At 61.2% G+C, this 25,467-nt stretch carries 20 protein-coding genes and 2 tRNA genes; 6 read left to right on the top strand and 16 right to left on the bottom strand.

Annotation, left to right across the window (positions count from 1 at the left end; translation table 11 throughout):
- Window positions 1-161 precede the first annotated feature (161 nt).
- Both rlmB and rnr read right to left on the bottom strand, forming a co-directional pair.
- Complete coding sequence (gene rlmB / locus NH234_RS03590) at window positions 162-929, bottom strand: 23S rRNA (guanosine(2251)-2'-O)-methyltransferase RlmB (protein WP_007950704.1); 768 nt, start codon at window positions 927-929, stop codon at window positions 162-164.
- A complete protein-coding gene (rnr, locus tag NH234_RS03585) occupies window positions 926-3,556 on the bottom strand; it encodes a ribonuclease R (protein ID WP_367255641.1) in 2,631 nt (876 codons plus the stop codon). Before rnr ends, rlmB begins: the two co-directional genes overlap by 4 nt.
- Window positions 3,557-3,781: 225 nt before the next feature.
- On the opposite strand from rnr, the gene NH234_RS03580 reads away from it, so the two are divergent.
- From NH234_RS03580 to NH234_RS03565, 4 genes are all read left to right on the top strand, one after another.
- Window positions 3,782-3,868: transfer RNA gene (locus NH234_RS03580), tRNA-Leu, on the top strand.
- A gap of 181 nt (window positions 3,869-4,049) precedes the next feature.
- Window positions 4,050-4,136: transfer RNA gene (locus tag NH234_RS03575), tRNA-Leu, on the top strand.
- 188 nt (window positions 4,137-4,324) lie between these two features.
- A complete protein-coding gene (locus tag NH234_RS03570; protein WP_367255640.1) occupies window positions 4,325-5,335 on the top strand; it encodes an extracellular solute-binding protein in 1,011 nt (336 codons plus the stop codon).
- A complete protein-coding gene (locus NH234_RS03565) occupies window positions 5,335-6,900 on the top strand; it encodes an iron ABC transporter permease (RefSeq protein ID WP_085732667.1) in 1,566 nt (521 codons plus the stop codon). The genes NH234_RS03570 and NH234_RS03565 overlap by 1 nt, the downstream gene beginning before the upstream one ends.
- A gap of 39 nt (window positions 6,901-6,939) precedes the next feature.
- Here the strand turns inward: NH234_RS03565 and NH234_RS03560 are convergent, their stop codons facing one another.
- From NH234_RS03560 to NH234_RS03505, 12 genes are all read right to left on the bottom strand, one after another.
- Window positions 6,940-8,874 (bottom strand): methyl-accepting chemotaxis protein, encoded by a 1,935-nt coding sequence (locus NH234_RS03560; RefSeq protein ID WP_085732666.1) that lies wholly within the window; start codon window positions 8,872-8,874, stop codon window positions 6,940-6,942.
- A gap of 140 nt (window positions 8,875-9,014) precedes the next feature.
- Window positions 9,015-10,304 carry an adenylosuccinate synthase gene (locus NH234_RS03555; RefSeq protein ID WP_085732665.1) on the bottom strand — a complete coding sequence of 430 codons (1,290 nt, stop codon included), beginning with the start codon at window positions 10,302-10,304 and terminating at the stop codon, window positions 9,015-9,017.
- A gap of 54 nt (window positions 10,305-10,358) precedes the next feature.
- Window positions 10,359-11,546: an ATP phosphoribosyltransferase regulatory subunit gene (locus tag NH234_RS03550; RefSeq protein WP_011332186.1), complete on the bottom strand. Its 1,188-nt coding sequence runs from the start codon at window positions 11,544-11,546 to the stop codon at window positions 10,359-10,361.
- A gap of 313 nt (window positions 11,547-11,859) precedes the next feature.
- A complete protein-coding gene (gene hflC / locus NH234_RS03545; protein WP_027611416.1) occupies window positions 11,860-12,729 on the bottom strand; it encodes a protease modulator HflC in 870 nt (289 codons plus the stop codon).
- A complete protein-coding gene (gene hflK, locus NH234_RS03540; RefSeq protein WP_085732664.1) occupies window positions 12,729-13,898 on the bottom strand; it encodes an FtsH protease activity modulator HflK in 1,170 nt (389 codons plus the stop codon). The genes hflC and hflK overlap by 1 nt, the downstream gene beginning before the upstream one ends.
- A gap of 96 nt (window positions 13,899-13,994) precedes the next feature.
- Entirely contained in the window at window positions 13,995-15,296 is a 1,302-nt protein-coding gene (gene hflX / locus NH234_RS03535; RefSeq protein WP_064379099.1) for a ribosome rescue GTPase HflX, read from the bottom strand.
- Between the two features lie 12 nt (window positions 15,297-15,308).
- Window positions 15,309-15,569: an RNA chaperone Hfq gene (gene hfq, locus NH234_RS03530; protein WP_007902656.1), complete on the bottom strand. Its 261-nt coding sequence runs from the start codon at window positions 15,567-15,569 to the stop codon at window positions 15,309-15,311.
- 93 nt (window positions 15,570-15,662) lie between these two features.
- A complete protein-coding gene (gene miaA, locus NH234_RS03525; protein WP_367255639.1) occupies window positions 15,663-16,634 on the bottom strand; it encodes a tRNA (adenosine(37)-N6)-dimethylallyltransferase MiaA in 972 nt (323 codons plus the stop codon).
- Window positions 16,634-18,541, bottom strand: coding sequence for a DNA mismatch repair endonuclease MutL (mutL, locus tag NH234_RS03520; protein WP_367255638.1), 1,908 nt, complete (start codon window positions 18,539-18,541; stop codon window positions 16,634-16,636). Before mutL ends, miaA begins: the two co-directional genes overlap by 1 nt.
- The gene (locus NH234_RS03515) at window positions 18,538-19,974 is read right to left on the bottom strand and encodes an N-acetylmuramoyl-L-alanine amidase (RefSeq protein ID WP_085711154.1); all 1,437 of its coding nucleotides are present in this window, start codon (window positions 19,972-19,974) and stop codon (window positions 18,538-18,540) included. Before NH234_RS03515 ends, mutL begins: the two co-directional genes overlap by 4 nt.
- Window positions 19,975-20,445 carry a tRNA (adenosine(37)-N6)-threonylcarbamoyltransferase complex ATPase subunit type 1 TsaE gene (tsaE, locus tag NH234_RS03510; RefSeq protein WP_085732661.1) on the bottom strand — a complete coding sequence of 157 codons (471 nt, stop codon included), beginning with the start codon at window positions 20,443-20,445 and terminating at the stop codon, window positions 19,975-19,977.
- Window positions 20,433-21,932, bottom strand: a complete 1,500-nt coding sequence (locus NH234_RS03505; RefSeq protein WP_367255637.1) for an NAD(P)H-hydrate dehydratase — start codon at window positions 21,930-21,932, stop codon at window positions 20,433-20,435. The genes tsaE and NH234_RS03505 overlap by 13 nt, the downstream gene beginning before the upstream one ends.
- 63 nt (window positions 21,933-21,995) lie before the next feature.
- On the opposite strand from NH234_RS03505, the gene queG reads away from it, so the two are divergent.
- Window positions 21,996-23,075 carry a tRNA epoxyqueuosine(34) reductase QueG gene (gene queG / locus NH234_RS03500; protein WP_085732659.1) on the top strand — a complete coding sequence of 360 codons (1,080 nt, stop codon included), beginning with the start codon at window positions 21,996-21,998 and terminating at the stop codon, window positions 23,073-23,075.
- On the opposite strand, the gene NH234_RS03495 is transcribed toward queG, so the two are convergent.
- Entirely contained in the window at window positions 23,057-23,668 is a 612-nt protein-coding gene (locus NH234_RS03495; RefSeq protein ID WP_064593093.1) for a trimeric intracellular cation channel family protein, read from the bottom strand. The two genes, queG and NH234_RS03495, sit on opposite strands and share 19 nt — an antisense overlap.
- 84 nt (window positions 23,669-23,752) lie before the next feature.
- Window positions 23,753-24,295, bottom strand: a complete 543-nt coding sequence (orn, locus tag NH234_RS03490) for an oligoribonuclease (protein ID WP_065258764.1) — start codon at window positions 24,293-24,295, stop codon at window positions 23,753-23,755.
- A gap of 107 nt (window positions 24,296-24,402) precedes the next feature.
- On the opposite strand from orn, the gene rsgA reads away from it, so the two are divergent.
- Window positions 24,403-25,434, top strand: coding sequence for a small ribosomal subunit biogenesis GTPase RsgA (gene rsgA / locus NH234_RS03485; protein WP_085732658.1), 1,032 nt, complete (start codon window positions 24,403-24,405; stop codon window positions 25,432-25,434).
- Window positions 25,435-25,467 lie beyond the last annotated feature (33 nt).

The following is a 25,467-nucleotide window of genomic DNA, read 5'->3' as shown; positions in this document are numbered from 1 at the left end:
AAGGCAATTGGTGATTATTTGAACAGTCACACTTTCTGCCACACCAGAAAACACTGTGGGAGCGAGCCTGCTCGCGATGGCGGCTTAACATCCAACAATGATGCTGAATGTAACTCCGCTTCGCGAGCAGGCTCGCCCCCACATTTATGACAGCGTGAAGCTTAAGCCTTTTTGGCTGCAGCCTTGGCCTTGGCACCGCGCTGGCGCTGGGCCTCGAACAGGCACACACCCGTCGCAACCGACACGTTGAGACTGCTGACGCTACCGGCCATCGGCAAATGCACCAGGTAATCGCAATGCTCGCGGGTCAGGCGACGCATGCCTTTGCCTTCGGCGCCCATGATCAGAATGGTCGGGCCGGTCAGGTCCTGGTCGTAGATGCTGACCTCGGCCTCTCCCGCCGTGCCGACAATCCACAGACCGCGTTGCTGAAGCTTTTCCAGGGTGCGCGCAAGGTTGGTCACGGCCACCAGCGGAATCACTTCCGCCGCGCCGCAGGCCACTTTACGCACGACAGGCGTCAGGGTGGCCGATTTGTCTTTCGGCACGATGACCGCCAGCGCACCGGCAGCGTCCGCCGAACGCAGGCAAGCGCCGAGGTTATGCGGATCGGTCACGCCGTCGAGCACCAACAGCAGCGGCGCGCCTTCGGTGCGGTCGAGCAGTTCGTCGAGCATCGCCTCGCCCCAGACCTGGCTCGGACTGACGTCCGCCACCACGCCCTGGTGCACACCTTCGACCCAGGCGTCCATTTCGCGGCGCTCGGCCTGACCGATCTGAACGCGGTTTTCGTTGGCCAGCTCGATCAGCGTCTGCACCCGTGGATCGTTGCGGCTTTCAGCCAGCCAGATCTGTTTGACGCGTTTAGGGTGGTGACGCAGCAACGCTTCTACCGCGTGAACGCCGTAGATTTTTTCCAACTGACTCATGACTTCGCCTTCGGTTTACGTGCCCCGCCGCTTTTGGCTGGAGCGGAACCCGCTTTTGGTGGGCCCTTGCGGTGTTTGCTCGGCTTGCCTGGCTTGCTGCCGGAGGCCTTTTCAGGCGCCGACCGTCCGGCCTTTCCCCCGGACGCCGCTTTACCACCGTTTTTGGCGTCGGCCAGCAAGGCCTTCTTCATTTCACGGCTTTTGCGCAGCTCGGCGTTTTTCGCCACGGCATCGCTCGGGCGATAAGCCTCGGCCACCTTTTCCTTCGCCGGACGACGGCTGGAGGTTTTTGCCGGAGCCTTTTCTTCCACAGCCTTGGCCGCTGGAGCAGCGGTTTCGGTGCCACGCTTCTTGCGGCCGATTGGCGCGCTGATGGTCTTTTCGGCCATCTCGAAGTCGATCTTGCGCTCGTCGAGATCGACGCGCATGACCCGTACTTCAACGGTATCGCCAAGACGGAAGCTGCGACCGGTGCGCTCACCCGCGAGGCGGTGATGCACAGGGTCGAAGTGATAGTAATCGCCCGGCAGCGCCGTCACGTGCACCAGACCTTCGACGTAGATATCGGTCAGTTCGACGAACAGGCCGAAACCGGTCACGGCAGTGATCACGCCCGGGAACGATTCGCCCACGCGGTCTTTCATGAACTCGCACTTGAGCCAGTTCACCACGTCGCGGGTCGCTTCGTCGGCACGGCGCTCGCTCATCGAGCACTGCTCGCCGAGTTGCTCCAGCGCCGCCTCGTCGTACGGGTAGATGCGCGCCTTCGGAATAGTCATCGCGCCGGCACGGCGAACGTGCGGGGTGTCCTGTTTCGAATGGATCACGCTGCGGATCGCACGATGCGTGAGCAGGTCCGGGTAACGACGGATCGGCGAGGTGAAGTGGGTATACGCTTCGTAATTCAGGCCGAAGTGGCCTTCGTTCTGGGCGCTGTACACCGCCTGGCTCAAGGAGCGCAGCATCACGGTCTGGATCAGGTGGAAATCCGGACGGTCCTTGATGCTGGCCAGCAGGGCCTGATAGTCCTTCGGCGTCGGGCCGTCCTTGCCTTTGTGCAGGGACAGGCCGAGCTCGCCGAGGAACGCGCGCAGTTTTTCCAGACGCTCCGGCGGCGGGCCGTCGTGGACGCGGTACAGTGCAGGGATTTCGTGCTTTTTCAGGAACTCGGCAGTGGCCACGTTGGCCGCCAGCATGCATTCCTCGATCAGCTTGTGGGCGTCGTTACGGGTGGTCGGACGGATTTCGGCAATCTTGCGCTCGGAACCGAAGATGATCCGGGTTTCCTGCGTTTCGAAATCGATCGCGCCACGGACGTGACGGGCGGCCAGCAATACCTTGTACAGCGCATAGAGCTGCTTCAGGTGCGGCAGGACGTCGGTGTATTCACCGCGCAGCTTGCGCGCTTCGGTGGCTTTCGGCGTTTCCAGCATCGCGCTGACCTTGTTGTAGGTCAGACGGGCGTGGGAGTGGATCACCGCTTCATAGAAGCAGTAGTCGGTCATTTCGCCGGATTTGGAGATGGTCATCTCGCAAACCATGGCCAGACGATCGACGTGCGGGTTCAGCGAGCACAGGCCGTTGGAGAGCTGCTCCGGCAGCATCGGCACCACGCGCTCGGGGAAGTACACCGAGTTGCCGCGCACCTGGGCTTCGTTGTCCAGGGCCGAACCGATCTTCACGTAGCTGGAAACGTCGGCAATCGCCACGTACAACTTCCAGCCGCCGGAGAACAGGCGCAGCTTGCCTGGCTTGGATTCGCAGTAGACCGCGTCGTCGAAGTCGCGGGCATCTTCACCGTCGATGGTGACGAACGGCAGATGGCGCAAGTCGACGCGTTTCTCTTTGTCTTTTTCTTCGACTTCCGGCTTGAGCTTGCCGGCTTCCTTCAGAACGGCTTCAGGCCAGACGTGCGGAATGTCGTAGGTGCGCAGGGCGACATCGATTTCCATGCCCGGCGCCATGTAATTACCGACGACTTCGACCACGTCACCTTGCGGCTGGAAGCGCGGAGTCGGCCAGTGAGTGATTTTCACCTCGACGAACTGACCGATCTGGGCATTGGCGTTGCGCCCCGGGGTCACCAGCACTTCCTGCTGGATCTTCGGGTTGTCCGCGACGACGAAGCCGATGCCGCCTTCTTCGAAATAACGGCCGACGATGCTTTCGTGGGCACGGGACACCACTTCGACGATCACGCCTTCGCGGCGACCGCGACGATCCAGGCCGGAAACGCGGGCCAGGGCACGGTCGCCGTCGAACACCAGACGCATTTGCGCCGGGCTCATGAACAGGTCGTCGGAGCCGTCATCCGGCACCAGGAAGCCAAAGCCGTCGCGGTGACCGCTGATGCGGCCGAGGATCAGATCGAGCTTGTCCACCGGCGCATATGTGCCACGGCGGGTGTAGATCAGTTGAGCGTCGCGCTCCATGGCGCGCAGGCGGCGGCGCAGGGCTTCGATCTGGTCTTCTGTGGTCAGACCAAACTCTTCGACCAGTTGCTCGCGGGCAGCAGGCGAACCCCGATCAGCAAGGTGCTGAAGGATCAGTTCGCGGCTGGGAATAGGGTTTTCATATTTTTCCGCTTCACGAGCGGCCTCGGGATCGAGGGACTGCCAATCGGCCATTAGAGAGTTTTCACCTTGTCTATATGCGGGTTAGTTTGGCATAGGCGCCATCAAACGGGAAATTTCCGACTCTATAAGGCGCGTCTTGAGCCTTGTATCGACGTCCGAAAGGCGTTTTGAACACCGCTGGTAAAAAAAACCAATTTTTTTGTTGGCAGGGGTTTACAGTTAAAAAGACGCTCCGTATAGTGCGCGCCATCGACGACGTACTGACGCTGTCGAGATGCCCAGGTGGTGAAATTGGTAGACACGCCAGCTTCAGGTGCTGGTGACCTTACGGTCGTGGAAGTTCGAGTCTTCTCCTGGGCACCAATTTCGAGTTTGAGACTAGAACAGTTTCAAGACTCACACAAAAACCCGCGAAAGCGGGTTTTTTGCATTCTGCGCCCCGCCTTTTTCTGAAATTGATTTATTAAAATCAAATCAGGGGTTTACAGATCAAAAGGCGCTCCGTATAGTGCGCCACATCAACAGCGGCAACGCTGAAGATGAAGCCCAGATGGTGAAATTGGTAGACACGCCAGCTTCAGGTGCTGGTGACCTTACGGTCGTGGAAGTTCGAGTCTTCTTCTGGGCACCAATTCAAATTCAAGGTTACGATCTTGAATCTCACAAAAACCCGCGAAAGCGGGTTTTTGCGTTTCTGACACCCTGAAACTCCAAACCTCCTTTACCAGCCCCTTACTCCGCTCGCAAGGAGCATTTGAGAAACGATATCGTTTATCATTGTTGCAAGTTTTTGCAATGCGACAGTGAGGAACCCTGCGAATGATGTTTCGAAATACCCTGCGCCGCGGCTTGACCTTCACCCTGCTCGGCCTGGCACTCGCCACTCCCCTCACCCAGGCTGCCGATACGGTTTCCCTGACTCTCTACAACGGTCAACACAAGGAAGTCGGCGACGCGATCGCCAAGGCTTTCGAAGCCAAGACCGGTATTCACGTCAATGTGCGCAAGGGCAGCAGTAACCAGCTCGCCAGCCAGATCATCGAAGAAGGCGACCGCTCCCCCGCCGACGTCATCTACACCGAAGAATCCCCGCCATTGAACAACCTCGGCGAACTCGGCCTGCTGGCCAAGACCGACGATGCCACTCTGGCCGTCCTGCCGAAAAAATACGTCGCCGGCAATGGCACCTGGATCGGCGTCACCGCACGGGTTCGTGTAGTCGCCTTCAACCCGAAGCTGGTTGATGAGAAAGACCTGCCCAAATCGGTACTGGATTTCGCCGATCCGCAGTGGCAAGGCAAGGTCGGCTTCGTCCCGACCAGCGGCGCGTTCCAGGAACAGGCTGTGGCCATTATCAAGAAGCACGGTCGCGACGCCGCCGAAGAATGGCTGACCGGCCTGCGCGCCTTCGGCAAGACCTACAGCAACAACATGGTTGCCCTCAAGGCGGTGGAAAACGGCGAAGTCGCCACCGTACTGGTGAACAACTACTACTGGTTCGCCCTGCAACGGGAGAAAGGCAAGCTTGACTCCAAACTGCATTACTTCACCGGCGGCGACGTTGGCGGCCTGATCACCGTATCCAGCGCAGCCGTGCTGAAATCCAGCAAACATCCAAAAGAAGCCCAGCAATTTCTCGCCTACATGGCCAGCGAAGAAGGCCAGCGCGTGATCACACAGACCACCGCCGAATACCCGCTGCACAAAGGCATGGAATCGGATCGCGGCCTCAAGCCGTTCAGCGAGCTGGAAGCACCGGACGTTACTCCCGCCGACCTCGGAAATGCCGAAGAAGCGCTGGATCTGGAACGCGAAGTTGGCCTGAACTGATGACCGCCTCGTTATCCGCCCCCGCTGCACGCGGGGGTTACGTGCCACGGCGCAAGCGGCCGTCGATCTGGCTGGTGCTGCCGGTGTTGCTGCTGGTGGTCATGAGCCTGTTGCCGCTGGCCTATGTCGGGCTCAAAGCCTGGCAGGCCGGCTGGAGCGAAGCGCTGCACTTGCTGTGGCGCCCGTATGTGTTCGGCTTGCTGCGCAATACGCTGGCGCTGATGGTCGGCGTAACCGTGACTTGCGGCGTGATCGGCCTGTCGCTGGCGTGGTTGCTGGAGCGCAGCAACCTGCCGGGGCGGCGTCTGTGGGGCGTGATTTTGTGTTTGCCGTTTGCGGTACCGGCATTCGTCAGCAGCTTTACCTGGGTTTCGCTCAGCGCGCAGTTCGAAGGACTCGGCGGGGCGATCCTGGTGATGAGCCTGTCGAAGTACCCACTGATCTTTCTGCCCGTGGCCGCCACGCTGCGCAATCTTGATCCTTCTCTTGAGGAGTCGGCTCGCACCCTGGGACAGAATCGCCGGGGCGTGTTTTTCCGCGTTACCTTGCCACTGCTCTGGCCTTCGCTGCTGGCCGGTTCGTTGCTGATCGCTTTGCACATGCTCGTGGAGTTCGGTGCACTGTCGATCATTGGCTTGCAAACCTTTACCACCGCGATCTATCAGCAATTCGAACTGGAATTCAGCAATGCCAACGCGGCGATGCTGTCGGCAGTGTTGCTGGCGCTGTGCTTGATGCTGTTGTGGCTGGAGCTGCGCGTGCGCGGCAAGGGTCGTCATGTGCGTACAGGCCAGGGCGCGGCGCGTCGGGCTGAACAAGTGCGACTCGGGCCTTGGGCAATCGCCGGTCAGTTGTACTGCCTGATGCTGGCGATTGTCGGCAGCGGGATTCCACTGGGCATGCTGGCTTACTGGCTCGCCGTGGGATCATCAGCGGCCTTCCCGGTTGCGGCAATCACCGAAGCACTGCTGTCGTCGCTTGCGCTGTCGCTGGGTGGCGCGGGATTGTGTCTGGTGCTGGCGGTGCCGGTCGGATTGCTGGTGGTGCGCTACAAGGGCCAACTGGCGATCTGGGCCGAGCGCCTGCCCTATCTGTTGCACGCCCTGCCGGGATTGGTGATTGCGTTGACGCTGGTTTACTTCGCCCTGCATTACGTGCCGGCGCTGTACCAGACTTCGGCATTGTTGCTGATCGCTTATGCGCTGCTGTTTCTGCCACTGGCCCAGGCGCCGATCCGCACAGCCTTGAACAAGGCAGCGCCGCAGCTGGAGGAGGCCGCACGCACGCTGGGCGCCTCGTCGTTCACGGCGTTCTGCCGAGTGACCCTGCCGATCATCTTCCCGGCCCTGGGCGCAGCCTTTGCGCTGGTGTTTCTGGATGCCATGAAGGAACTGACGGCGACACTGCTGTTGAGTCCGACCGGGCTCAACACATTGGCCACCGAGGTGTGGGCACACACCGCGAACGTCGAGTTTGCCGCGGCAGCGCCTTATGCGGCGTTGTTGATTGTGGTGTCGGGCTTGCCCGTCTACCTGCTGACGACCCGGATGTATTTGAGCCGATAAAAAAATCGCAGCCGAAGCTGCGATTTTTTGCCCGCGATATCAGGCCCGGAACTGCCCCAGGCTGGCCTTGAGCTGCGCCGCCAGCCCATCCAGCACCTTGCCGCTGGCCGTGGTCTCGACCACCGCCTGAGCGGCTTTCTCCGCCTGGGCATGAATCGTCTCGACCCGACCGCGCACGGCCTGCGCGCCCTGAGCCTGATGCGCCGCCGCCTGAGTCGCCAGACCAATCGCCGCATGCACCTGCTCGACCGAGGCCTGCACCGACTGCTGCAACCGTGCACTGTCACGCAACACCAGCAAACCTTCGCTGGCCTGACGCCCGGCCTGACCGATCGCCTCAACCGCCTCACGAGCGCCCTGCTGCAAGGCCACGATGTGCGCCTGAATGTCGCCGGTGGAGCTTTGGGTCTTGCTCGCCAGCGCCCGGACTTCGTCCGCCACCACTGCAAAACCGCGACCGGTCTCCCCGGCCCGGGCCGCCTCAATAGCCGCGTTGAGCGCCAGCAGGTTGGTCTGCTCGGCGATGCCGTGAATAACGGTCAGCACCACTTCGATCTGCTCACTCTGCTGCGCCAGCCGTTCGATGACTTTCGACCCGGTATCGACCTGCCCCGCCAGCGCCTCGATCAGGCTGCCAACCTTCGCCGAGGTGCGAGTGTTCTCATCAGTGGCCTGACGAATATCTACAACCTGCTTCAGCGCTGCCTGCATCGCATCGCTTTCCGATTGCGCTTCGTCGGCCATTTGCGACAGGGCCCGCAGACTCTCGGCCACTTCATCGCGCTGCATTCCGGCAGCCGCATCGGCACCGGCGTTGCGCAGGGTCATGGCGCCGATTTCCACGCCGGTGCGCTGGGCCACATCCCCGGCCTCGCGCACAATCGGCTGCAACTTATCCACAAAGCGGTTGACTGCCGAAGCCATGTCCCCGATTTCGTCCTTACTGTTGATCTGCACCCGCTTGGTCAGGTCGCCCTCGCCTGCTGCCAGATCGTCCATGGCGGCATTGAGCATCTTCAAGCGGTTGACCACACGATGGCCGAGCACCACCGCCAACAGCAACAGCACGCCGGCACCGACCAGCGCCAGGCTCATGCCGATGCGCCAGCGCAGCGTCGCGGCGGCTTCTTGTACGGTGCTGGTGGTGTTGGCCTTCATCTCGGTGGCGGTGGACTGCGCCGATTGCAGGCGCGCGCGCATGGCGGTGGCACTGTCGGCAGCCGCGCCCTTGAGGCTGTCGCCGACCAGTTGATCGCTGCTGGCAATCAACGCCGTGAAGCGCTGATCGAGCGCCGCCAGATCGGTTTCAACCGAGGCGGTGGAAACGCCCATCAGCACCTTGCCGATTTCCACGCCATTGGGGTTGATCGAGGCTTCGAGGTAGTAGACCGACGGATCGTTCTTCGCCGCATCCAGCACTTTATCCAGCGCCCGCTCACCCTGGCCTTTTTCCAAAAGGGCCTTGTTGATCGGGTTTTCGCGGTTGAGGTAGCGGGTCAGATGCTGGCCGGTAGCGTCGTCATACACCACGAACAGCACGTTGGGATTGCGCTGGGCCCGTCGGGCGAACTCGGACAGGGTCGGCACGTCGCTGTCCCACATGGCGCGAGGCGCCACCGAGGCCAGCAGCTGTGCCATGTCATTGGCCGAATCCTTCAAGTCTTTTTCCAAAGTCGCACGCAGCTGCGCCTGCTCTTCCTTCAGACGCGAGGAAAGACCGGCGGTAAGACGCTGACGGGTACTTGAGGAGAGGTTGTCGAGGCTCGACGTGACTTCACGCCCGGCCTGCTCCAGTTCACCCGACAACTTCTGGCTGTCGGCGCCCAGGCGAGTGCCGAGATCGGCTTCCAGCGCAGTGACGGTGCTCCGCGTCAGGGCGACGGCCACCAATACTTGCACCAAAAGGGCGATACCAAGGGTAACGAACACGGGCCGCAACAAACGGCTTTGTAACAGTGAGAGAACGGCCGACACTGTGAATCCCTCTACTTCTGACGCCATTAAATTGATGGCACTCTTGTAGACAGATTCACAGCAAAGGTCATGCCGTCCAACAGGCATAAACGACAAAGGCCCCGATGAAGGGGCCTTTGTGTTTTTACATCAACGACTTATCAAGCGAACGGATGACGCAGAACGATGGTTTCGTTGCGGTCCGGCCCCGTCGAAATAATGTCGATCGGCGCGCCGATCAACTCTTCAACGCGTTTGATGTAGGCACGAGCGTTGGTCGGCAGCTCTTCCAGGGTTTTGGCACCCACGGTCGATTCGGTCCAGCCCGGCACTTCTTCGTACACAGGCTGCAGGCCCACATAGCTGTCAGCGTCAGTCGGCGCAACAGCGTTGCCCTGCGCGTCTTTGTAGCCGGTGCAGATGTTGATGGTTTCCAGACCGTCGAGTACGTCCAGCTTGGTCAGGCAGATGCCCGAAATGCTGTTCACATCGATAGCGCGACGCAGGATAACGGCGTCAAACCAGCCGCAACGGCGGGCACGGCCGGTGGTCGCACCGAACTCGTGACCTTGTTTGGCCAGGTGTGCGCCCACTTCGTCGAACAGCTCAGTCGGGAATGGACCCGAACCTACGCGAGTGGTGTAAGCCTTGGTGATGCCCAGAATGTAGTCCAGGAACATCGGGCCAACGCCCGAACCGGTCGCCACGCCACCGGCGGTGGTGTTGGAGCTGGTCACGTACGGATAGGTGCCATGGTCGATGTCGAGCAACGAACCCTGGGCGCCTTCGAACATGATGTCTTTGCCGGCGCGACGCAGGTCGTGCAGCTCGGCAGTGACGTCCAGCATCAGCGGCTTGAGCAGCTCGGCGTATTCCTTGCACTCGGCCAGAGTTTTTTCGAACTCGATGGCAGGCTCTTTGTAGTAACCGACCAGCATGAAGTTGTGGTAGTCCACCAGTTCACGCAGCTTGTCTTCGAAGCGCGGCATGTTGAGCAGGTCGCCAACGCGCAGGCCACGACGTGCAACCTTGTCTTCGTACGCCGGGCCGATGCCGCGACCGGTGGTGCCGATCTTCAGCTCGCCACGGGCCTTTTCACGGGCCTGGTCCAGCGCCACGTGGAAGGACAGGATCAGCGGGCAGGACGGGCTGATACGCAGGCGCTCGCGCACCGGTACGCCTTTCTCTTCCAGCTTGGTGATCTCGCGCAGCAGGGCGTCGGGGGCAACCACCACGCCGTTGCCGATCAGGCACTGCACGCCTTCGCGCAGCACGCCCGACGGGATCAGGTGCAGGACGGTCTTTTCACCGTCGATCACCAGTGTGTGGCCAGCGTTGTGACCACCTTGGTAGCGCACTACGGCGGCAGCATGTTCGGTCAGCAGATCAACGATCTTGCCTTTGCCCTCATCACCCCATTGGGTGCCCAGGACTACGACATTCTTACCCATAACACTTGTCCTCATTCGCGCAAACTTGGTGCCGGCGGTGGCCGGCAGGAAAACTCAAGAAGCCAGTGGCGATACTTGCCAAAGCCCGTTCTGCTGGATCAATTGCCGGTCGCAGTCCGCATCACGGGCGGCGGCCAAAGGTTGTCCAGGCAATGCCTGAACGACACGCTGACCCTCACTGCGCAACTGGCAAACCTGCTGCCAGAGTGCCGCATCCGTACTGTCAGGCATCCAGATACCGCCAGACGGTAGCTCGATCTCAGCACGCCCCAGGGTCACCAGGGTTTTCAAATCGGTGGAAAAACCGGTTGCCGGACGGGCACGACCGAAGTCAGCGCCGATGTCGTCATAGCGACCGCCCTGAGCGATGGACTGGCCAACACCCGGTACGAACACCGCGAACACCACACCGGTGTGGTAGTGGTAACCACGCAACTCGCCCAGATCGAAGTACAGCGGCAGCTCCGGGAAGCGCACCGACAGACGCTCGGCAATCGCCAGCAAATCTTCCAGCGCCGCCAGTACCGGCGCCGGCGCATTGGCCAGACGCTCACGGGCAGCGCTCAATACTTCACGGCCGCCGCACAGGTCGACCAGCGCTCGCAGCATGCCGGACAGATCGGCCGGCAGACCTTCGGTCAGGGTAATGACCTCATCGATGGCCTTGCGTTGCAACGCATCGAACAGCTGCTGCTCGACTTCACCCGAGAGACCGGCCGCCTGGGCCAGACCCCGGTAGATGCCGACATGCCCCAGATCCATGTGCACGTCCGGCACATCGGCCAGTTGCAGCATGGCCAGCATCAGGCTGATGACTTCAACGTCGCTGCTCGGGCTGGCATCGCCGTACAACTCGGCGCCCAACTGGATCGGGCTGCGCGAAGACGACAAGGCACGCGGCTGGGCATGCAGCACGCTGCCGGCATAGCACAGACGGCTCGGGCCTTCGCGACGCAGGGTGTGCGCATCGATGCGCGCCACTTGCGGCGTGATGTCGGCACGGAAACCCATCTGCCGGCCCGATTGCGGGTCGATGACCTTGAAGGTACGCAGATCCAGGTCCTGGCCCGCGCCGGTCAGCAGGGATTCCAGGTACTCGATATGGGGAGTCACGACAAACTCGTAACCCCAGCTCTGGAACAGATCCAACACCTGACGACGCGCGACTTCAATGCGCGCCGCTTCCGGTGGCAGTACTTCTTCGATGCCATCTGGCAGCAGCCAGCGGTCTACCGTTGCCATTACGCCATTCCCCTTAGATCCGGGCGGCCAGCCCGAGGGCGAGCCTTGAGTGAAGCAGAAAATGACCGGCCCGTTCAAAACGCGCGCGCATGAACGACGCGGCGAAAGGCCTGTTACCGGCTTCGCCCATCACTTTCCTCGAAAAACTGTCGGGCCATTCAACCCGATCTTCTGCAACAAAAACAGCAATCAAACGTGCAGACGCAAAAAAGCCGGGAATTTCCCGGCTGCCGCATCATACACACGTTTTCCGAAAGGATCACCCCGCCCGAGGTTTTAGCCGCCGGGCGGAATGATTCAGGTCAACGTCGTATCAAGGCTTGGACTTTTCCAGGTAACGGAAGAAGTCGCTGCTTGGGTCGAGGACCATGACGTCGGATTTGTTCGCGAAGCTTTCACGGTAGGCACGCAGGCTACGGTAGAAACCGTAGAACTCCTGATCCTGACCGTAAGCCTTGGAGTAGATCGCAGCGGCCTGGGCATCACCGTCACCGCGAATCTCTTCGGATTCACGATAGGCTTCAGCCAGCAGCACGCGGCGTTGACGATCAGCGTCGGCACGGATGCCCTCAGCCAGCTCGTTACCCTTGGCGCGGTGCTCGCGAGCTTCACGCTCACGCTCGGTGCTCATACGTTCGAACACGCTGCGGTTCACTTCCTTCGGCAGGTCGATGGCCTTGACCCGGACATCGACCACTTCGATACCCAGCTCTTTTTCCGCCATCTTGTTCAGCGACGCCGTGATGTCGGCCATCAGCGCATCGCGCTCACCGGACACCACTTCGTGCAGGGTGCGTTTACCGAACTGGTCACGCAGGCCCGATTCCAGACGACGGGACAGACGCTCGTCGGCGATCTGCTTGAGGCCGGAAGTCGCGGTGTAGAAGCGCTCGGCATCTTTCACGCGCCACTTGGCGTAGGCATCGACCATCACGGCTTTCTTTTCCAGCGTCAGGAAGCGTTGTGTCGGTGCATCCAGCGTCATCAGACGTGCGTCGAATTTACGCACCTGGTTAACGTAAGGCACTTTCACATGCAGACCCGGCTGAACATCGGCCTGAACCACGCGACCGAACTGCAGCAGCACCGCACGCTCGGTCTGAGCCACGATGTAGAAGCAGTTCCAGCCAACCAGTACCACGACAACGCCAACGATCAGGGCGATCAGCGATTTATTGCTCATCAGCGGGTCTCCCTTGTACGTGTCTGCGGCAGGTCAGTGACATGCGGCACGACATCCGTGTTGTTGCTGGCGGCGGCTGAACCGGTGACCGGTGCACTGCTGCCCGAGCTGTTCTGAATCATCTTGTCCAGCGGCAGGTAAAGCAGGTTGCTCTGGCCGTTCTTGTTGCCGGTCACAAGCACCTTGCTGGTGCTGCTGAAGACTTCCTGCATGGTGTCCAGGTACAGACGCTGACGAGTGACCTCGGGCGCCTTGCGATACTCGGCAACCAGCTTGGTGAAGCGATCGGCCTCACCCTTGGCGCGGGAGACCGTTTCGTCGCGGTAGCCGTTGGCATCTTCGAGGATGCGCTGGGCCTGACCACGGGCTTCCGGCACCACACCATTGGCGTAGGTTTCAGCCTGATTGCGCGAACGCTGCTCGTCTTCACGGGCGCGGATCACGTCATCGAAGGCTTCCTGCACTTCACGCGGTGCCGCTGCGCTCTGTACGTTGACCTGGGTGACAGTGATACCGGTGCGATAGGTATCGAGGAAACGTTGCAGACGTTCCTTGATCTCGCTGGCCATCAACTCACGACCTTCGGTCAGCACCTGATCCATCGCGGTGGAACCCACCACATGGCGCAGCGCACTGTCGGTCGCGTGTTGCAGGCTGATTTCCGGCTGGTCGACGTTCAGCACGAAGTCCTGCAGGTTGCTGATCTTGTACTGCACGGTCAGCGGCACTTCGACGATGTTCTCGTCTTCGGTCAGCATCTGGCCCTGCTTGGTGTAGGCACGCTCACGCGTGACGTTTTCCATGTACTTCTTGTCGATCGGCGGGAAGTAGATGTTCAGGCCCGGGCCGACGGTCTCGTAGTACTTGCCGAAGCGCAGCACCACAGCCTGCTCTTGCTCGTCCACCACGTACACCGCGCTGTACAGCCACACGGCCGCCAGCACGACGAGGCCGATGCCGAGCAGGCCGCCGAAGCCGCCACTCTTGCCCGAACCACCGCCATCATCACCGCGTTTCTTACCACCACCGAACAACCCGTTCAGGCTTTCCTGCAGCTTTCGGAAGGCCTCGTCGAGATCTGGTGGTCCCTTGCGGTCGCCGTTATTGCGGCGCTTGCCACCCCAAGGATCCTGATTGTTCGAGTTGCCACCCGGCTCATTCCAAGCCATAGCGCTCTCCATCTGATAAAGCAAAGACGCACCCACGGCGCGCCGACCAATGCTACAGAATGCCTGCCGTTGCGGCACAACCGCTTTTTCAGGCTTTTATTGCAAAGTGTGTTGCTCGATGAACTCCGTCGGCACAACGCCTTCACGACTGACCAGTCGATTGAGCTCCGAGCGCGGCAATCGAATGGCCAGCAAGCTGACACCTTCTTCGTCGTATTCTTCTTTCTGTACCGCGCCCAGTTCGAAGAACTGTGCACGCAGACGCGCAAACCGCTGGGGCAGACGCAAGGTTCCGACAAACAAATCACTGCCCAGCAATTCGGCAATGGCTTGCTCAAGCAATTCCAGACCAGTGCCATCACGCGCCGACAACCAGACCCGTTGAGGCTTGCCGTTTTCGTCGCGCTGGATTTGTGGCTCAACGCCTTCAAGCAAATCGAGTTTGTTATAGACCTCGAGGATCGGCAAGTCCTGGGCACCAATCTCGCCCAGCACCACCATCACCTGCTCGATCTGCAACATGCGATCCGGTTCGGCCGCATCGATCACGTGCAACAGCAGATCGGAATTGCTCGACTCTTCGAGCGTAGACCGAAATGCCTCGACCAGCTTGTGCGGCAGATGGCGAATGAAACCCACGGTGTCAGCCAGGACGATCGGCCCCAGGTCGTCCAGTTCCAGACGGCGCAGGGTAGGATCCAGCGTGGCGAACAACTGGTCCGCCGCGTAGACCTCGGATTTCGTCACGTTATTGAACAACGTGGATTTGCCGGCGTTGGTATAGCCCACCAGAGATACGGTAGGGATATCCGCACGTGAACGGCCGCGACGCGACTGCTCGCGCTGACTGCGCACTTTTTCCAGCCGGCCCTTGATCTGGCGCAGGCGAACCCGCAGCAGGCGTCGGTCGGTTTCGAGCTGGGTTTCACCCGGGCCGCGCATGCCGATACCGCCACCCTGACGCTCAAGGTGAGTCCAGCCGCGAACAAGCCGGGTGCTCATGTGGTCAAGCTGGGCCAGTTCGACCTGGAGCTTGCCTTCATGGGTACGGGCGCGCTGGGCGAAAATATCGAGAATCAGACCGGTACGGTCGATCACGCGACACTCGAAGACACGTTCGAGGTTACGTTCCTGACTGGGCGTAAGGGTGTGATTGAAGATCACCAGATCGGCTTCTTCGGCGTGTACCAGGTCGCGAAGTTCCTCGACCTTGCCGCTGCCGATCAGGTATTTGGCGGTTGGCCGATGACGCGGTACGTTAAAAAACGCAACGGTCTCGGCGCCTGCCGAATTTGCCAGTTCCTGAAACTCCTGCGGATCTTCGCGCGCCTCAGGGTCCTGTCCATCCAAGTGAACGAGGATGACTCGCTCACCACCACCGTGGCGCTCAAAGAACAAAGGAGACTCCTATCAGGCGTTACCTGGCTCAGCGTCACCTGCTTCGGATTCGGTTGCGCTTGGCAGACGAATTGGACGAACCGGCACGACTGTAGAGATAGCGTGTTTGTAAACCATCTGGCTGACGGTGTTTTTCAGCAGGATAACGAACTGGTCGAACGACTCGATCGTGCCTTGCAGTTTGATACCGTTGACCAGGTAGATGGAAACCCCAACTTTCTCTTTACGTAAAGTATTCAAGTAAGGGTCTTGTAGCGAATGCCCTTTTGACATGTGCCGCACTCCTTTAAGGATTCAATATAAAAAATAGGTAATCAGATGGCTTTTGCCGCCACACCCCCAAGGATAGACGGCAATTGCAAGGACTCAGCTCAATATGGAGATGGTCCCAAGGTATTTCAAGGCGCGTGGCAGATTGTCGCAATCCAGACTGTCGAGCCAGTGTAAATCGTCCCAGCTGCGCAGCCAGGTAAACTGGCGTTTGGCCAATTGGCGCGTAGCAATGATGCCCCGCTCCTGCATTTCGGCCGACGTCAGTTTGCCATCCAGGTAATCCCAGACTTGGCGGTAGCCTACCGCACGTATAGACGGCAACCCGGCATGCAGGTCACTTCTATTACGCAGGGCTACGACCTCGTCGATGAATCCCTGTTCCAGCATATTTGTGAATCTTTGTTTAATGCGGTCGTGCAGTACCTGACGATTTGCCGGAGCAATGGCCAAGTTCGCGACAGTATAGGGCAATTGTTGCAGTCCCGATGCCGCAGCTTGGGTACTTTGTTCAGATTGTTTCAGCCGCAGTTCAGTCATGCTCTGACCGCTGACCCGATAGACTTCCAGCGCACGACTCAGCCGTTGTGGATCGTTCGGGTGAATGCGTGCCGCCGACTCCGGATCAATTACCGCCAGTTGCTCATGCAGGGCTTGCCAGCCAAGGCGTGCAGCCTCTTCTTCAATCTGCGCGCGTACTTCGGGATCCGCCGCCGGCATATCCGCCAGACCTTCGACCAACGCCTTGTAATAGAGCATCGTGCCGCCCACCAGCAGCGGGATTTTTCCGCGTGCGGTGATTTCGGCCATAGCCTGCAAGGCATCACGGCGGAAATCGGCCGCCGAATAGCTCTCGGCCGGGTCGAGAATGTCGATCAGCCGGTGAGGATGTTCAGCCAGCAGTTCTTTCGAAGGTTTGGCCGTGCCAATGTCCATGCCGCGATAGACCAGCGCCGAATCGACACTGATCAGCTCGCACGGCAGCACCTTGGTCAGCTCGATGGCCAGATCGGTCTTGCCCGCAGCGGTCGGGCCCATCAGGAAAATCGCTGGAGGAAGCTGGCTCATCAACGACCGCGCAGGAACAGTTTGTCCAGATCGTCCAGGCCCAGTTGGGTCCAGGTCGGTCGGCCATGGTTGCATTGACCGCTGCGCTCGGTGTTTTCCATGTCGCGCAGCAGACCGTTCATTTCCGGCAAGGCCAGGCGGCGGTTGGCGCGGATCGCGCCGTGGCAGGCCATGGTACCGAGCAGTTCATTCAGGTGCGCCTGGATCCGGTCGCTGGTGCCGTACTCCATCAGGTCCGACAGCACGTCGCCCACCAGGCGGTTGGCTTCGGCCTGTTTGAGCAGGGCCGGAATCTGACGGATCGCCAGGGTTTCCGGGCCCAGACGCTGCAATTCGAAACCGAGACGCTGGAACCACGCCGCATGCTCTTCAGCGCAATCCGCCTCGCGCTGACTGACCGCCAGCGACTCCGGCACCAGCAACGGTTGGCCGCTCAAACCTTCGCTGGCCATGGCGATCTTCAGGCGCTCATACATGATCCGTTCGTGAGCGGCGTGCATGTCCACCAAAACCAGGCCATGGGCATTCTCGGACAGAATGTAGATGCCCTTGAGCTGCGCCAGTGCGTAACCCAGTGGAGGAATATCTTCCTGACCGGCCGGCAACGCGTTGGCATTTGCCTCGGGCAGCGGCGCGAAAAACTCGCGATACGCTGCCTGAGCCTCGGCAGCCGGGACGGCAGGTTGCGGACGTGGCGTGTATTGATACTGATAGGCGCCGCCAGTGCTCGCGCCCGACGAGGTATTGAACGCCGGTTGTGCCTGCGGCTGCTCCAGCAGCGCATTGGCGACCAGGCGCATCTCGCCCTGCGGCCCGAACTCGCCGGCCTCGAGACCGGTTGGCCGCACGACCGCGGTGGTGACCGAGCCGGCAAGCTGATCTTCCGGTCGTACATCGCCCAGCGCACGGTGCAGCGTGCCATAAAGGAAGTCATGCACCATGCGCCCATCACGGAAGCGCACTTCGTGTTTGGTGGGGTGCACGTTGACGTCGACCGCTGCCGGATCGACCTCGAAAAACAGCGCGAATGTCGGATGCCGGCCGTTGAACAGCACATCGCGATAGGCCTGACGCACCGCGTGAGCCACCAGTTTGTCGCGCACCGCACGGCCGTTGACGAAGAAATACTGCAAATCCGCCTGGCTGCGGTTGAACGTCGGCAGACCGACCCAGCCCCACAGGTGCAAACCATTGCGCTCGATCTCGATCGGCAGCGCCTGCTCCAGGAAGCCCGAACCGCAGATCGCCGCCACACGCCGGGCGCGGGCTGCGTCATCGTGGGCTTCGTGCAGGCTAAGGATGGTCTTGCCGTTGTGGCGCAAATGGAACGCCACATCGAAACGCGCCAGCGCCAGACGCTTGATCACTTCTTGCAGGTGATCGAATTCGGTTTTTTCAGTCTTGAGGAATTTGCGCCGTGCCGGGGTGTTGAAAAACAGATCACGAACTTCCACCGAGGTGCCGACCGGATGGGCAGCCGGCTGCACGCGGGGTGCCATGTCGCGACCTTCGGTCTCGACCTGCCAGGCCTGATCGGCGTCGCGGGTGCGGGAGGTCAGGGTCAGGCGTGCCACAGAGCTGATCGAGGCCAGTGCCTCGCCCCGGAAACCCAGGCTCATCACCTGTTCGAGGTCTTCAAGGTTGCGGATCTTGCTGGTGGCGTGACGGGCTAGCGCCAGCGGCAGGTCATCGGCGGAAATGCCGCTGCCATCATCGCGCACTCGCAGCAGTTTGACACCGCCCTGCTCGACATCGACGTCGATGCGCCTGGCACCGGAGTCGAGGCTGTTTTCCAGCAACTCCTTGATCACCGAAGCCGGACGCTCGACCACCTCGCCGGCGGCGATCTGGTTCGCCAGCCGTGGGCTGAGCAGTTCGATGCGCGCCGCGTTCAGAACCTGATTCATTCTTTGGACGCCAGTTCGGTGCCCGGAATGGTCAAGTGCTGACCGACCTTCAGCTCATCGCTGCTGAGGTTATTGGCACTGCGCAGGGTCGCTGCCGATACCTGATAACGCACGGCAATCATCGCCAGGGTCTCACCTGGGCTGACCCGATGGTCACGCGGCCCCTGAGCGATCTTGCCCGAATCACGCAGCCAGGCAATGTAAGTGCCCGGTGGCGGGTTCTGCTGGAAGAACTGGCGCACGCCGCTGCTGATCGAACGCGCCAGCGCCTGCTGGTGGCTCGAGGCCGAGAGCTTGTTCGCTTCGTTGGCGTTGGAGATAAAGCCGGTTTCCACCAGGATCGAAGGAATGTCCGGCGACTTCAGCACCATGAACCCGGCCTGTTCCACGCGCTGCTTGTGCAACGGCGTGACGCGACCGATGTTGGTCAGGACTTTCTGGCCGACGTTGAGGCTGGAGGTCAGCGAGGCGGTCATCGACAGGTCGAGCAGAACGCCGGCGAGCATGCGGTCCTTGTCGTCGAGGCTGACGTTGCCGGCACCACCGATCAGGTCGGAACGGTTTTCACTGTCGGCCAGCCAACGGGCGGTCTCCGAAGTGGCACCACGATCAGACAGGGCGAACACCGAAGCCCCGAAAGCCGCCGCAGACGGCGCAGCGTCGGCGTGGATCGAGACGAACAGGTCGGCGCCTTTCTTGCGGGCGATTTCGGTACGGCCGCGCAGCGGGATGAAGTAGTCGCCGGTACGGGTCAATTCGGCGCGGAAGCCTTTCATGCCGTTGACTTGACGCTGCAACTCACGGGCGATCTGCAGCACCACGTCTTTCTCGCGCTGACCGCGTGACCCGGATGCACCCGGGTCTTCGCCGCCGTGACCGGCGTCGATCACCACAATGATGTCGCGCTTGCCGGCCGGGGCCGGAGGCAGCTTGATCGCAGGTTCTGCCGGGGTTACCGGGACTGCCGGAACAGTGGCGACCGTCGGTGCCGGCGCAGGTGTTGGCGGCGGCGCGGCATCGGCCGGGTTATCGAACAGGTCGACCACCAGACGGTTGCCATACTGCGCGTTCGGCGCCAGCGAGAAGCTTTTCGGGGTGACGGCTTTCTTCAGGTCGATGACCACCCGCAGGTCGGTCGGCGTGCGCTGGGCCGAGCGCATGGCGGTGATCGGCGTGTTGGCGGTGGAGACTTTCAATGGCGCGCCAAGGGTGGCGCCATTGATGTCGATGACCAGCCGGTCCGGCGCTGTAAGGGTGAAGACGCTGTGCTGCACCGGACCGGTCAGATCGAACACCAGACGCGTGTTGTCCGGCGCCCGCCACAGACGCACGCTGTTGACCTTCGTCTCGGCCACAGCGTTGACGGTTACTGCCATCAACATCAGTCCAGCGGCAGCCACCAACGCGCGAAAGCGCATACCTAACCCCATCATTTAATTGGATTCCAATGCCAAAGCGGCACACCAGGCCTCGCCACGCGAGCCCTGGGACAAAATAGTCAGCGAACGCCCGCTGTCTTGCGGGCTAATGGTAATGGTCAGGTCAGGCTTTGGCAAAAAGCCTGCACCTTTATCGGGCCACTCGATCAGGCACAGGGCGTCGTCTTCGAAATAGTCGCGGATGCCGAGGAACTCCAGCTCCTCCGGATCGACCAGGCGATACAGATCGAAGTGGAAGGCGCGGATGTCACCGATCTCGTAGGGCTCAACCAGCGTGAAGGTCGGACTTTTCACTGCACCGACGTGGCCAAGCCCGCGAATGATACCTCGCGACAGCGTGGTTTTACCCATGCCGAGGTTGCCTTGAAGGAAGATCAGGCCATGCCCCCCGGTCACGCGGGCGATCCGTGCGCCAAAGTCGCTCATCGCCTGTTCATCGGCCAGGTACAGGGTTACTTCAGACACGGTGCATGCTCCTCCAACAACTGACGAATGGCTGGAATCAGATCACTGGCCGCCAGCCCACGGCCGAATTTACCTTGTTGCGCCCCGGCGTTGGCGTGTAGCCAGACCGCCAGGCATGCGGCGTCGAACGCGTCCGCGCCCTGAGCCAGCAACGCACCGACCAGACCGGCCAATACATCACCGAGACCCGCAGTGGCCATCGCCGGATGGCCTTGATGACACAACGCCAGACGCCCGTCGGGATGGGCAATCAGGCTGCCCGCGCCCTTGAGCACCACCACCGCTGTATATTTTTTGCTCAACGCCAGTACAGCCGCAGGACGATCGGCCTGTACCTCGGCGGTGCTGATCCCCAGCAAACGCGCCGCTTCACCCGGATGCGGCGTGATCACGCAATCCCTGGGCAAACTGGCGAAGCCGGAGGCCAGCAGATTCAATGCATCGGCATCCCACACCTGCGGCAGCGATACATTGGCGGCGACCGACAGCAGCGCCCTGCCCCAACTCGCCTGTCCAAGCCCCGGACCGACCACCAATACGGACACCTTTTCCAGCAGCGTCATCAGTTGATTGGCCGACGAGGTGCCCAACGCCATGGCTTCCGGCACCCGGTTCAACGCTGCCGGAACGTGTTCCGGGCGGGTCGCCAGCGACACCATCCCCGCCCCGCTACGCAAGGCGCTTTCGGTACTAAGCAGAATCGCCCCGCCAAAACCGTGATCGCCACCGATCAACAGGACATGGCCGAAACGCCCCTTGTGCGCAGCCGGTGCACGGGCAGGCAGGCGCGGCAGATTACCGGCATCGAGCCGGCGAGCGGCGACGGCAATGTCACTGTAAGTTTCGGCCGTCGCTTGCAGATCGTTGAACAGCAGGTTGCCGACATGGTCCGCCGCGTCCCCGGTAAACAGGCCAAGCTTGAGTCCGATGAAGGTCACCGTGAGATCGGCACACACCGCCTGCCCCAGCACATGGCCGGTATCGGCACACAAACCGGAAGGGATATCGACCGCCACCACCGGCAGACCGCTGGCATTGATGGCTGCGATGGCAGACGCATACGGCTCGCGCACATCACCGCTCAGACCAGTGCCAAGCAACGCGTCGACAAGAATTCCGCGCAATTCACTGGAAACATTCCAAGCAGCAATCGCAACGCCTTCAGCCACTGCTTCGGCATGCGCCAGGGCCGCATCACCCTGCAAGCGTTGCGGATCGCCGACAGCCAGCACCTGCACCGCCCACCCCGCACGCCGGGCCAGAGCAGCCACCAGATAACCATCGCCAGCGTTGTTGCCGTGCCCGGCCAGCACGGTCAATTCGCTCGCCGAAGGCCATTGGCGCACCAGTGCACGCCAGGTGGCATGGGCGGCACGCTGCATCAATTCGAAGCCCGGCGTGCCGGCGGCAATCAGCCGTGCGTCGAGGGCCCGCACCTGCGCGGCGCGGTACAGCGCGTCGGGTAATTGATCTTTAGTGTGCGGCATGCGTCTTCGGGCTCCGATGTCTGGCAGAATTATACGCACCTCAGCTCCGGTTTCTCTCGCCTCATGTCCGCCATCACCACAGATCTTCCCGCCCTCGCCCAATCCATCAAGGACTGGGGCCGCGAGCTGGGCTTCCAGCAAGTCGGCATCAGCGGTCTGGACCTGGCCGAGCACGAGCAGCACCTGCAACGCTGGCTCGAGGCCGGCTACCACGGTGAAATGGATTACATGGGCGCCCACGGCAGCAAACGCTCGCACCCCGAGGAGCTGGTGCCGGGCACCTTGCGCGTGGTGTCCCTGCGCATGGACTATCTGCCGGGCGACACGCAAATGGCGCAATTGCTGGCGAAACCGGAAAAAGCCTACATCTCGCGTTATGCCTTGGGCCGCGATTATCACAAGTTGATCCGTAAACGCGTTCAACAACTGGCAGACAAGATTCAGTCCGAAATCGGCCCGTTCGGCTTCCGCGCCTTCGTCGACAGCGCCCCGGTGCTGGAAAAAGCCATCGCCGAACAGGCCGGGCTGGGCTGGATCGGCAAAAACACCCTGGTGCTGAACCGCAAGGCTGGCAGTTACTTCTTTCTCAGCGAACTGTTCGTCGACCTGCCGCTGCCAGTGGATGAACCCCACAGCACCGAACATTGCGGACGCTGCACCGCGTGCCTCGACATCTGCCCGACCAACGCCTTCGTCGGCCCATATGTGCTGGACGCGCGGCGCTGCATTTCCTACCTGACCATCGAACTGAAGAACGCGATCCCCGAAGACCTGCGACCGCTGATCGGCAACCGGGTGTTCGGCTGCGACGACTGTCAGATCTGCTGCCCGTGGAACCGCTTCGCCCGCCCGTCCGGCGAAAGCGACTTCAAGCCACGGCACAATCTGGACAACGCCGAGCTGGCGGAGCTGTTCTTGTGGGATGAAGACAAATTCCTCAGCAGCACCGAAGGTTCGCCGCTGCGCCGCGCGGGATACGAGCGCTGGCTACGCAATCTGGCGGTGGGGTTGGGAAATGCGCCATCGAGCATTCCAGTGCTGGAAGCACTCAAGGCACGACGCGATTACCCGTCAGAGCTGGTGCGCGAACATGTGGAATGGGCGCTGAAACAACACGCCGACCGTCAATGCTCGTCGTTATAAACGAACTTCGGCATTTCCCAATGGAAGCGAATCGCCAACAGGCGCAATAGAAAACCACCGAACAGAGTAATCAAAATCGCCTGCTCGCTCGGCACGTTAAGGAACAGGCACAGCATGTAGCACCAAGCGGCGGCGAACGAGACGCTGGCGTAGAGTTCGCGGCGGAAGATCAGCGGGATGTCGTTGCAGAAGATGTCGCGCAGGATGCCGCCGAACACCCCGGTGATCACGCCGCTGACCGAGGCCACCAGCATGCCGTGGCCCATTTCCAGAGCGGTCATGCAGCCGATCAGGGTGAACGCCACCAGACCGACCGCATCGAGCACCAGAAACAGCGAGCGCAGATGGCGCATCCAGCGTGCCGTGAACACCGTGATCATCGCTGCGACCGTGGTCAGCACCAGGTATTCCGGGTGTTTGACCCAGGTCAGCGGATAATGCCCGAGCAGCACGTCGCGCACCGAACCGCCACCCAATGCCGTGACGCAGGCAATCAACACCACGCCGAACCAGTCCATGCCGCGACGGCCCGCAGAGAGGGCGCCGGTCATGGCTTCGGCAGTAATGGCGACGAGGTAGAGCATCAGCAACATGGTGGCGATCCTGGCAGGAAGGCGCGCAGTCTACTCACTTCGTCGGGGCACCAAAAGAGGGCGCCTCGGCGTGGGTCGCCGATCTCAGAACTTGATGAAATGCTTGCGGTAGTGCTGCAGCTCGGCGATGGACTCGCGGATGTCATCCAGTGCCAGGTGAGTGCTGCCCTTCTTGAAGCTGTCGCGCACGTCCGGCGCCCAGCGCGCGGCCAGTTCCTTGAGGGTGGAGACGTCAAGGTTGCGGTAGTGGAAGTAGCTTTCCAGCGACTTCATGTGGGTATAAAGGAAGCGGCGATCCTGGCAGATGCTGTTGCCGCAGATCGGCGACTTGCCCTTCGGTACCCACTTCTCGAGGAAAGCGATGGTTTCGGCTTCTGCCTCGGCCATGCTCACGCGGCTTTCACGTACGCGCTGGGTCAGGCCGGAGTTGCCGTGGGTGCGGGTGTTCCACTCGTCCATGCGGGCGAGGACTTCGTCGCTGTGATGGATGGCGATCACCGGGCCTTCGGCCAGAGTGTTCAGGTCACTGTCGGTGACGATGGTGGCCATTTCGATGATGACGTCGTTTTCCGGATCCAGACCGGTCATTTCCAGGTCGATCCAGATCAGGTTCTGCGGGTTTTGCATATTTCGGCTCCTAGGCAATGCTGCGCAGTTTAGCCTAGGGCGGTGCCCGGGCGTGCTAAACTCGCGGCCGTTTTACCTAATCGCTGCATTCTTCAGACGGAACACCCATGGCCAAACGCCAACTCAATCGTCGTCAAAACTGGCGCATCGAAAAGATTCAGGGCGAGCGCGCCGCCCGCGCCGCCAAACGCGAGTCCTCGGCTGTCGAGGCGCTCGAAGGCGGCGACCTGGGCCCGGAACAGCACGGCCTGGTGATCGCTCACTTCGGTGTGCAGGTCGAGGTCGAGGCCGTTGACGGCGAACTGGCCGGCCAGGTCTTCCGTTGCCACTTGCGGGCCAACCTGCCAGCGCTGGTGACCGGTGACCGTGTGGTCTGGCGCGCCGGCAACCAGGGCATCGGCGTGATCGTCGCGCAACTGCCGCGCACCACCGAGCTGTGCCGCCCGGACAGCCGAGGCCAGCTTAAACCGGTGGCCGCCAACGTCGACATGATCGTCATCGTCTTCGCCCCGCTGCCCGAGCCCCATGCGAACCTGATCGACCGCTATCTGGTCGCGGCCGAGCACGCCGGCATCCGCCCTTTGCTGCTGCTGAACAAATTCGACCTGATCGACGAACAGAACGCCCCGGCGCTGAACGCACTTCTGGCGGTGTATCGCACCCTGGGTTATCCGGTACTGGAAGTGTCGGCGCACCACGGCAACGGCATGGAGCAATTGCAGAAACAGCTCGACGGACGCATCAGCGTATTCGTCGGTCAGTCCGGTGTCGGCAAGTCCTCGCTGGTCAATAGCCTGCTGCCGGACGTCGAAACCCGAGTCGGCCCGCTGTCCGAATGGTCCGGCCAGGGTACTCACACCACGACCACTGCACGGCTGTTCCACTTCCCCGGTGGCGGTGAACTGATCGACTCCCCGGGCATCCGCGAATTCGGCCTGGGCCACGTCAGCCGTGCCGATGTCGAGGCGGGGTTCATCGAATTCGACGACCTGCTCGGCACCTGCCGCTTTCGCGACTGCAAGCATGATCGCGAACCAGGCTGCGCCCTGCTCAAGGCCCTTGAAGACGGACGCATCCAGCAGCAGCGGATGAACAGCTACCGCTCGATCATCGCCAGCCTGCCGGAAAACGGTTACTAAGTAGCCAGACACAAAAAAGCCGCGATCATCTCG

The sequence above is a fragment of the Pseudomonas sp. stari2 genome, from assembly GCF_040760005.1.
In the GTDB taxonomy this organism is placed as follows: Bacteria; Pseudomonadota; Gammaproteobacteria; order Pseudomonadales; family Pseudomonadaceae; genus Aquipseudomonas.
Note: the sequence above shows the minus strand (reverse complement) of the source record. Positions and strands in the feature narration are given on the sequence as shown.

Coding starts and splice junctions, on each gene's coding strand:
- rlmB (WP_007950704.1), bottom strand. CDS start 929: ATGAGTCAGTTGGAAAAAATCTACGGCGTTCACGCGGTAGAAGCGTTG.
- rnr (WP_367255641.1), bottom strand. CDS start 3,556: ATGGCCGATTGGCAGTCCCTCGATCCCGAGGCCGCTCGTGAAGCGGAA.
- NH234_RS03570 (WP_367255640.1), top strand. CDS start 4,325: ATGATGTTTCGAAATACCCTGCGCCGCGGCTTGACCTTCACCCTGCTC.
- NH234_RS03565 (WP_085732667.1), top strand. CDS start 5,335: ATGACCGCCTCGTTATCCGCCCCCGCTGCACGCGGGGGTTACGTGCCA.
- NH234_RS03555 (WP_085732665.1), bottom strand. CDS start 10,304: ATGGGTAAGAATGTCGTAGTCCTGGGCACCCAATGGGGTGATGAGGGC.
- NH234_RS03550 (WP_011332186.1), bottom strand. CDS start 11,546: ATGGCAACGGTAGACCGCTGGCTGCTGCCAGATGGCATCGAAGAAGTA.
- hflC (WP_027611416.1), bottom strand. CDS start 12,729: ATGAGCAATAAATCGCTGATCGCCCTGATCGTTGGCGTTGTCGTGGTA.
- hflK (WP_085732664.1), bottom strand. CDS start 13,898: ATGGCTTGGAATGAGCCGGGTGGCAACTCGAACAATCAGGATCCTTGG.
- hfq (WP_007902656.1), bottom strand. CDS start 15,569: ATGTCAAAAGGGCATTCGCTACAAGACCCTTACTTGAATACTTTACGT.
- miaA (WP_367255639.1), bottom strand. CDS start 16,634: ATGAGCCAGCTTCCTCCAGCGATTTTCCTGATGGGCCCGACCGCTGCG.
- mutL (WP_367255638.1), bottom strand. CDS start 18,541: ATGAATCAGGTTCTGAACGCGGCGCGCATCGAACTGCTCAGCCCACGG.
- NH234_RS03515 (WP_085711154.1), bottom strand. CDS start 19,974: ATGATGGGGTTAGGTATGCGCTTTCGCGCGTTGGTGGCTGCCGCTGGA.
- NH234_RS03505 (WP_367255637.1), bottom strand. CDS start 21,932: ATGCCGCACACTAAAGATCAATTACCCGACGCGCTGTACCGCGCCGCG.
- queG (WP_085732659.1), top strand. CDS start 21,996: ATGTCCGCCATCACCACAGATCTTCCCGCCCTCGCCCAATCCATCAAG.
- NH234_RS03495 (WP_064593093.1), bottom strand. CDS start 23,668: ATGTTGCTGATGCTCTACCTCGTCGCCATTACTGCCGAAGCCATGACC.
- orn (WP_065258764.1), bottom strand. CDS start 24,295: ATGCAAAACCCGCAGAACCTGATCTGGATCGACCTGGAAATGACCGGT.
- rsgA (WP_085732658.1), top strand. CDS start 24,403: ATGGCCAAACGCCAACTCAATCGTCGTCAAAACTGGCGCATCGAAAAG.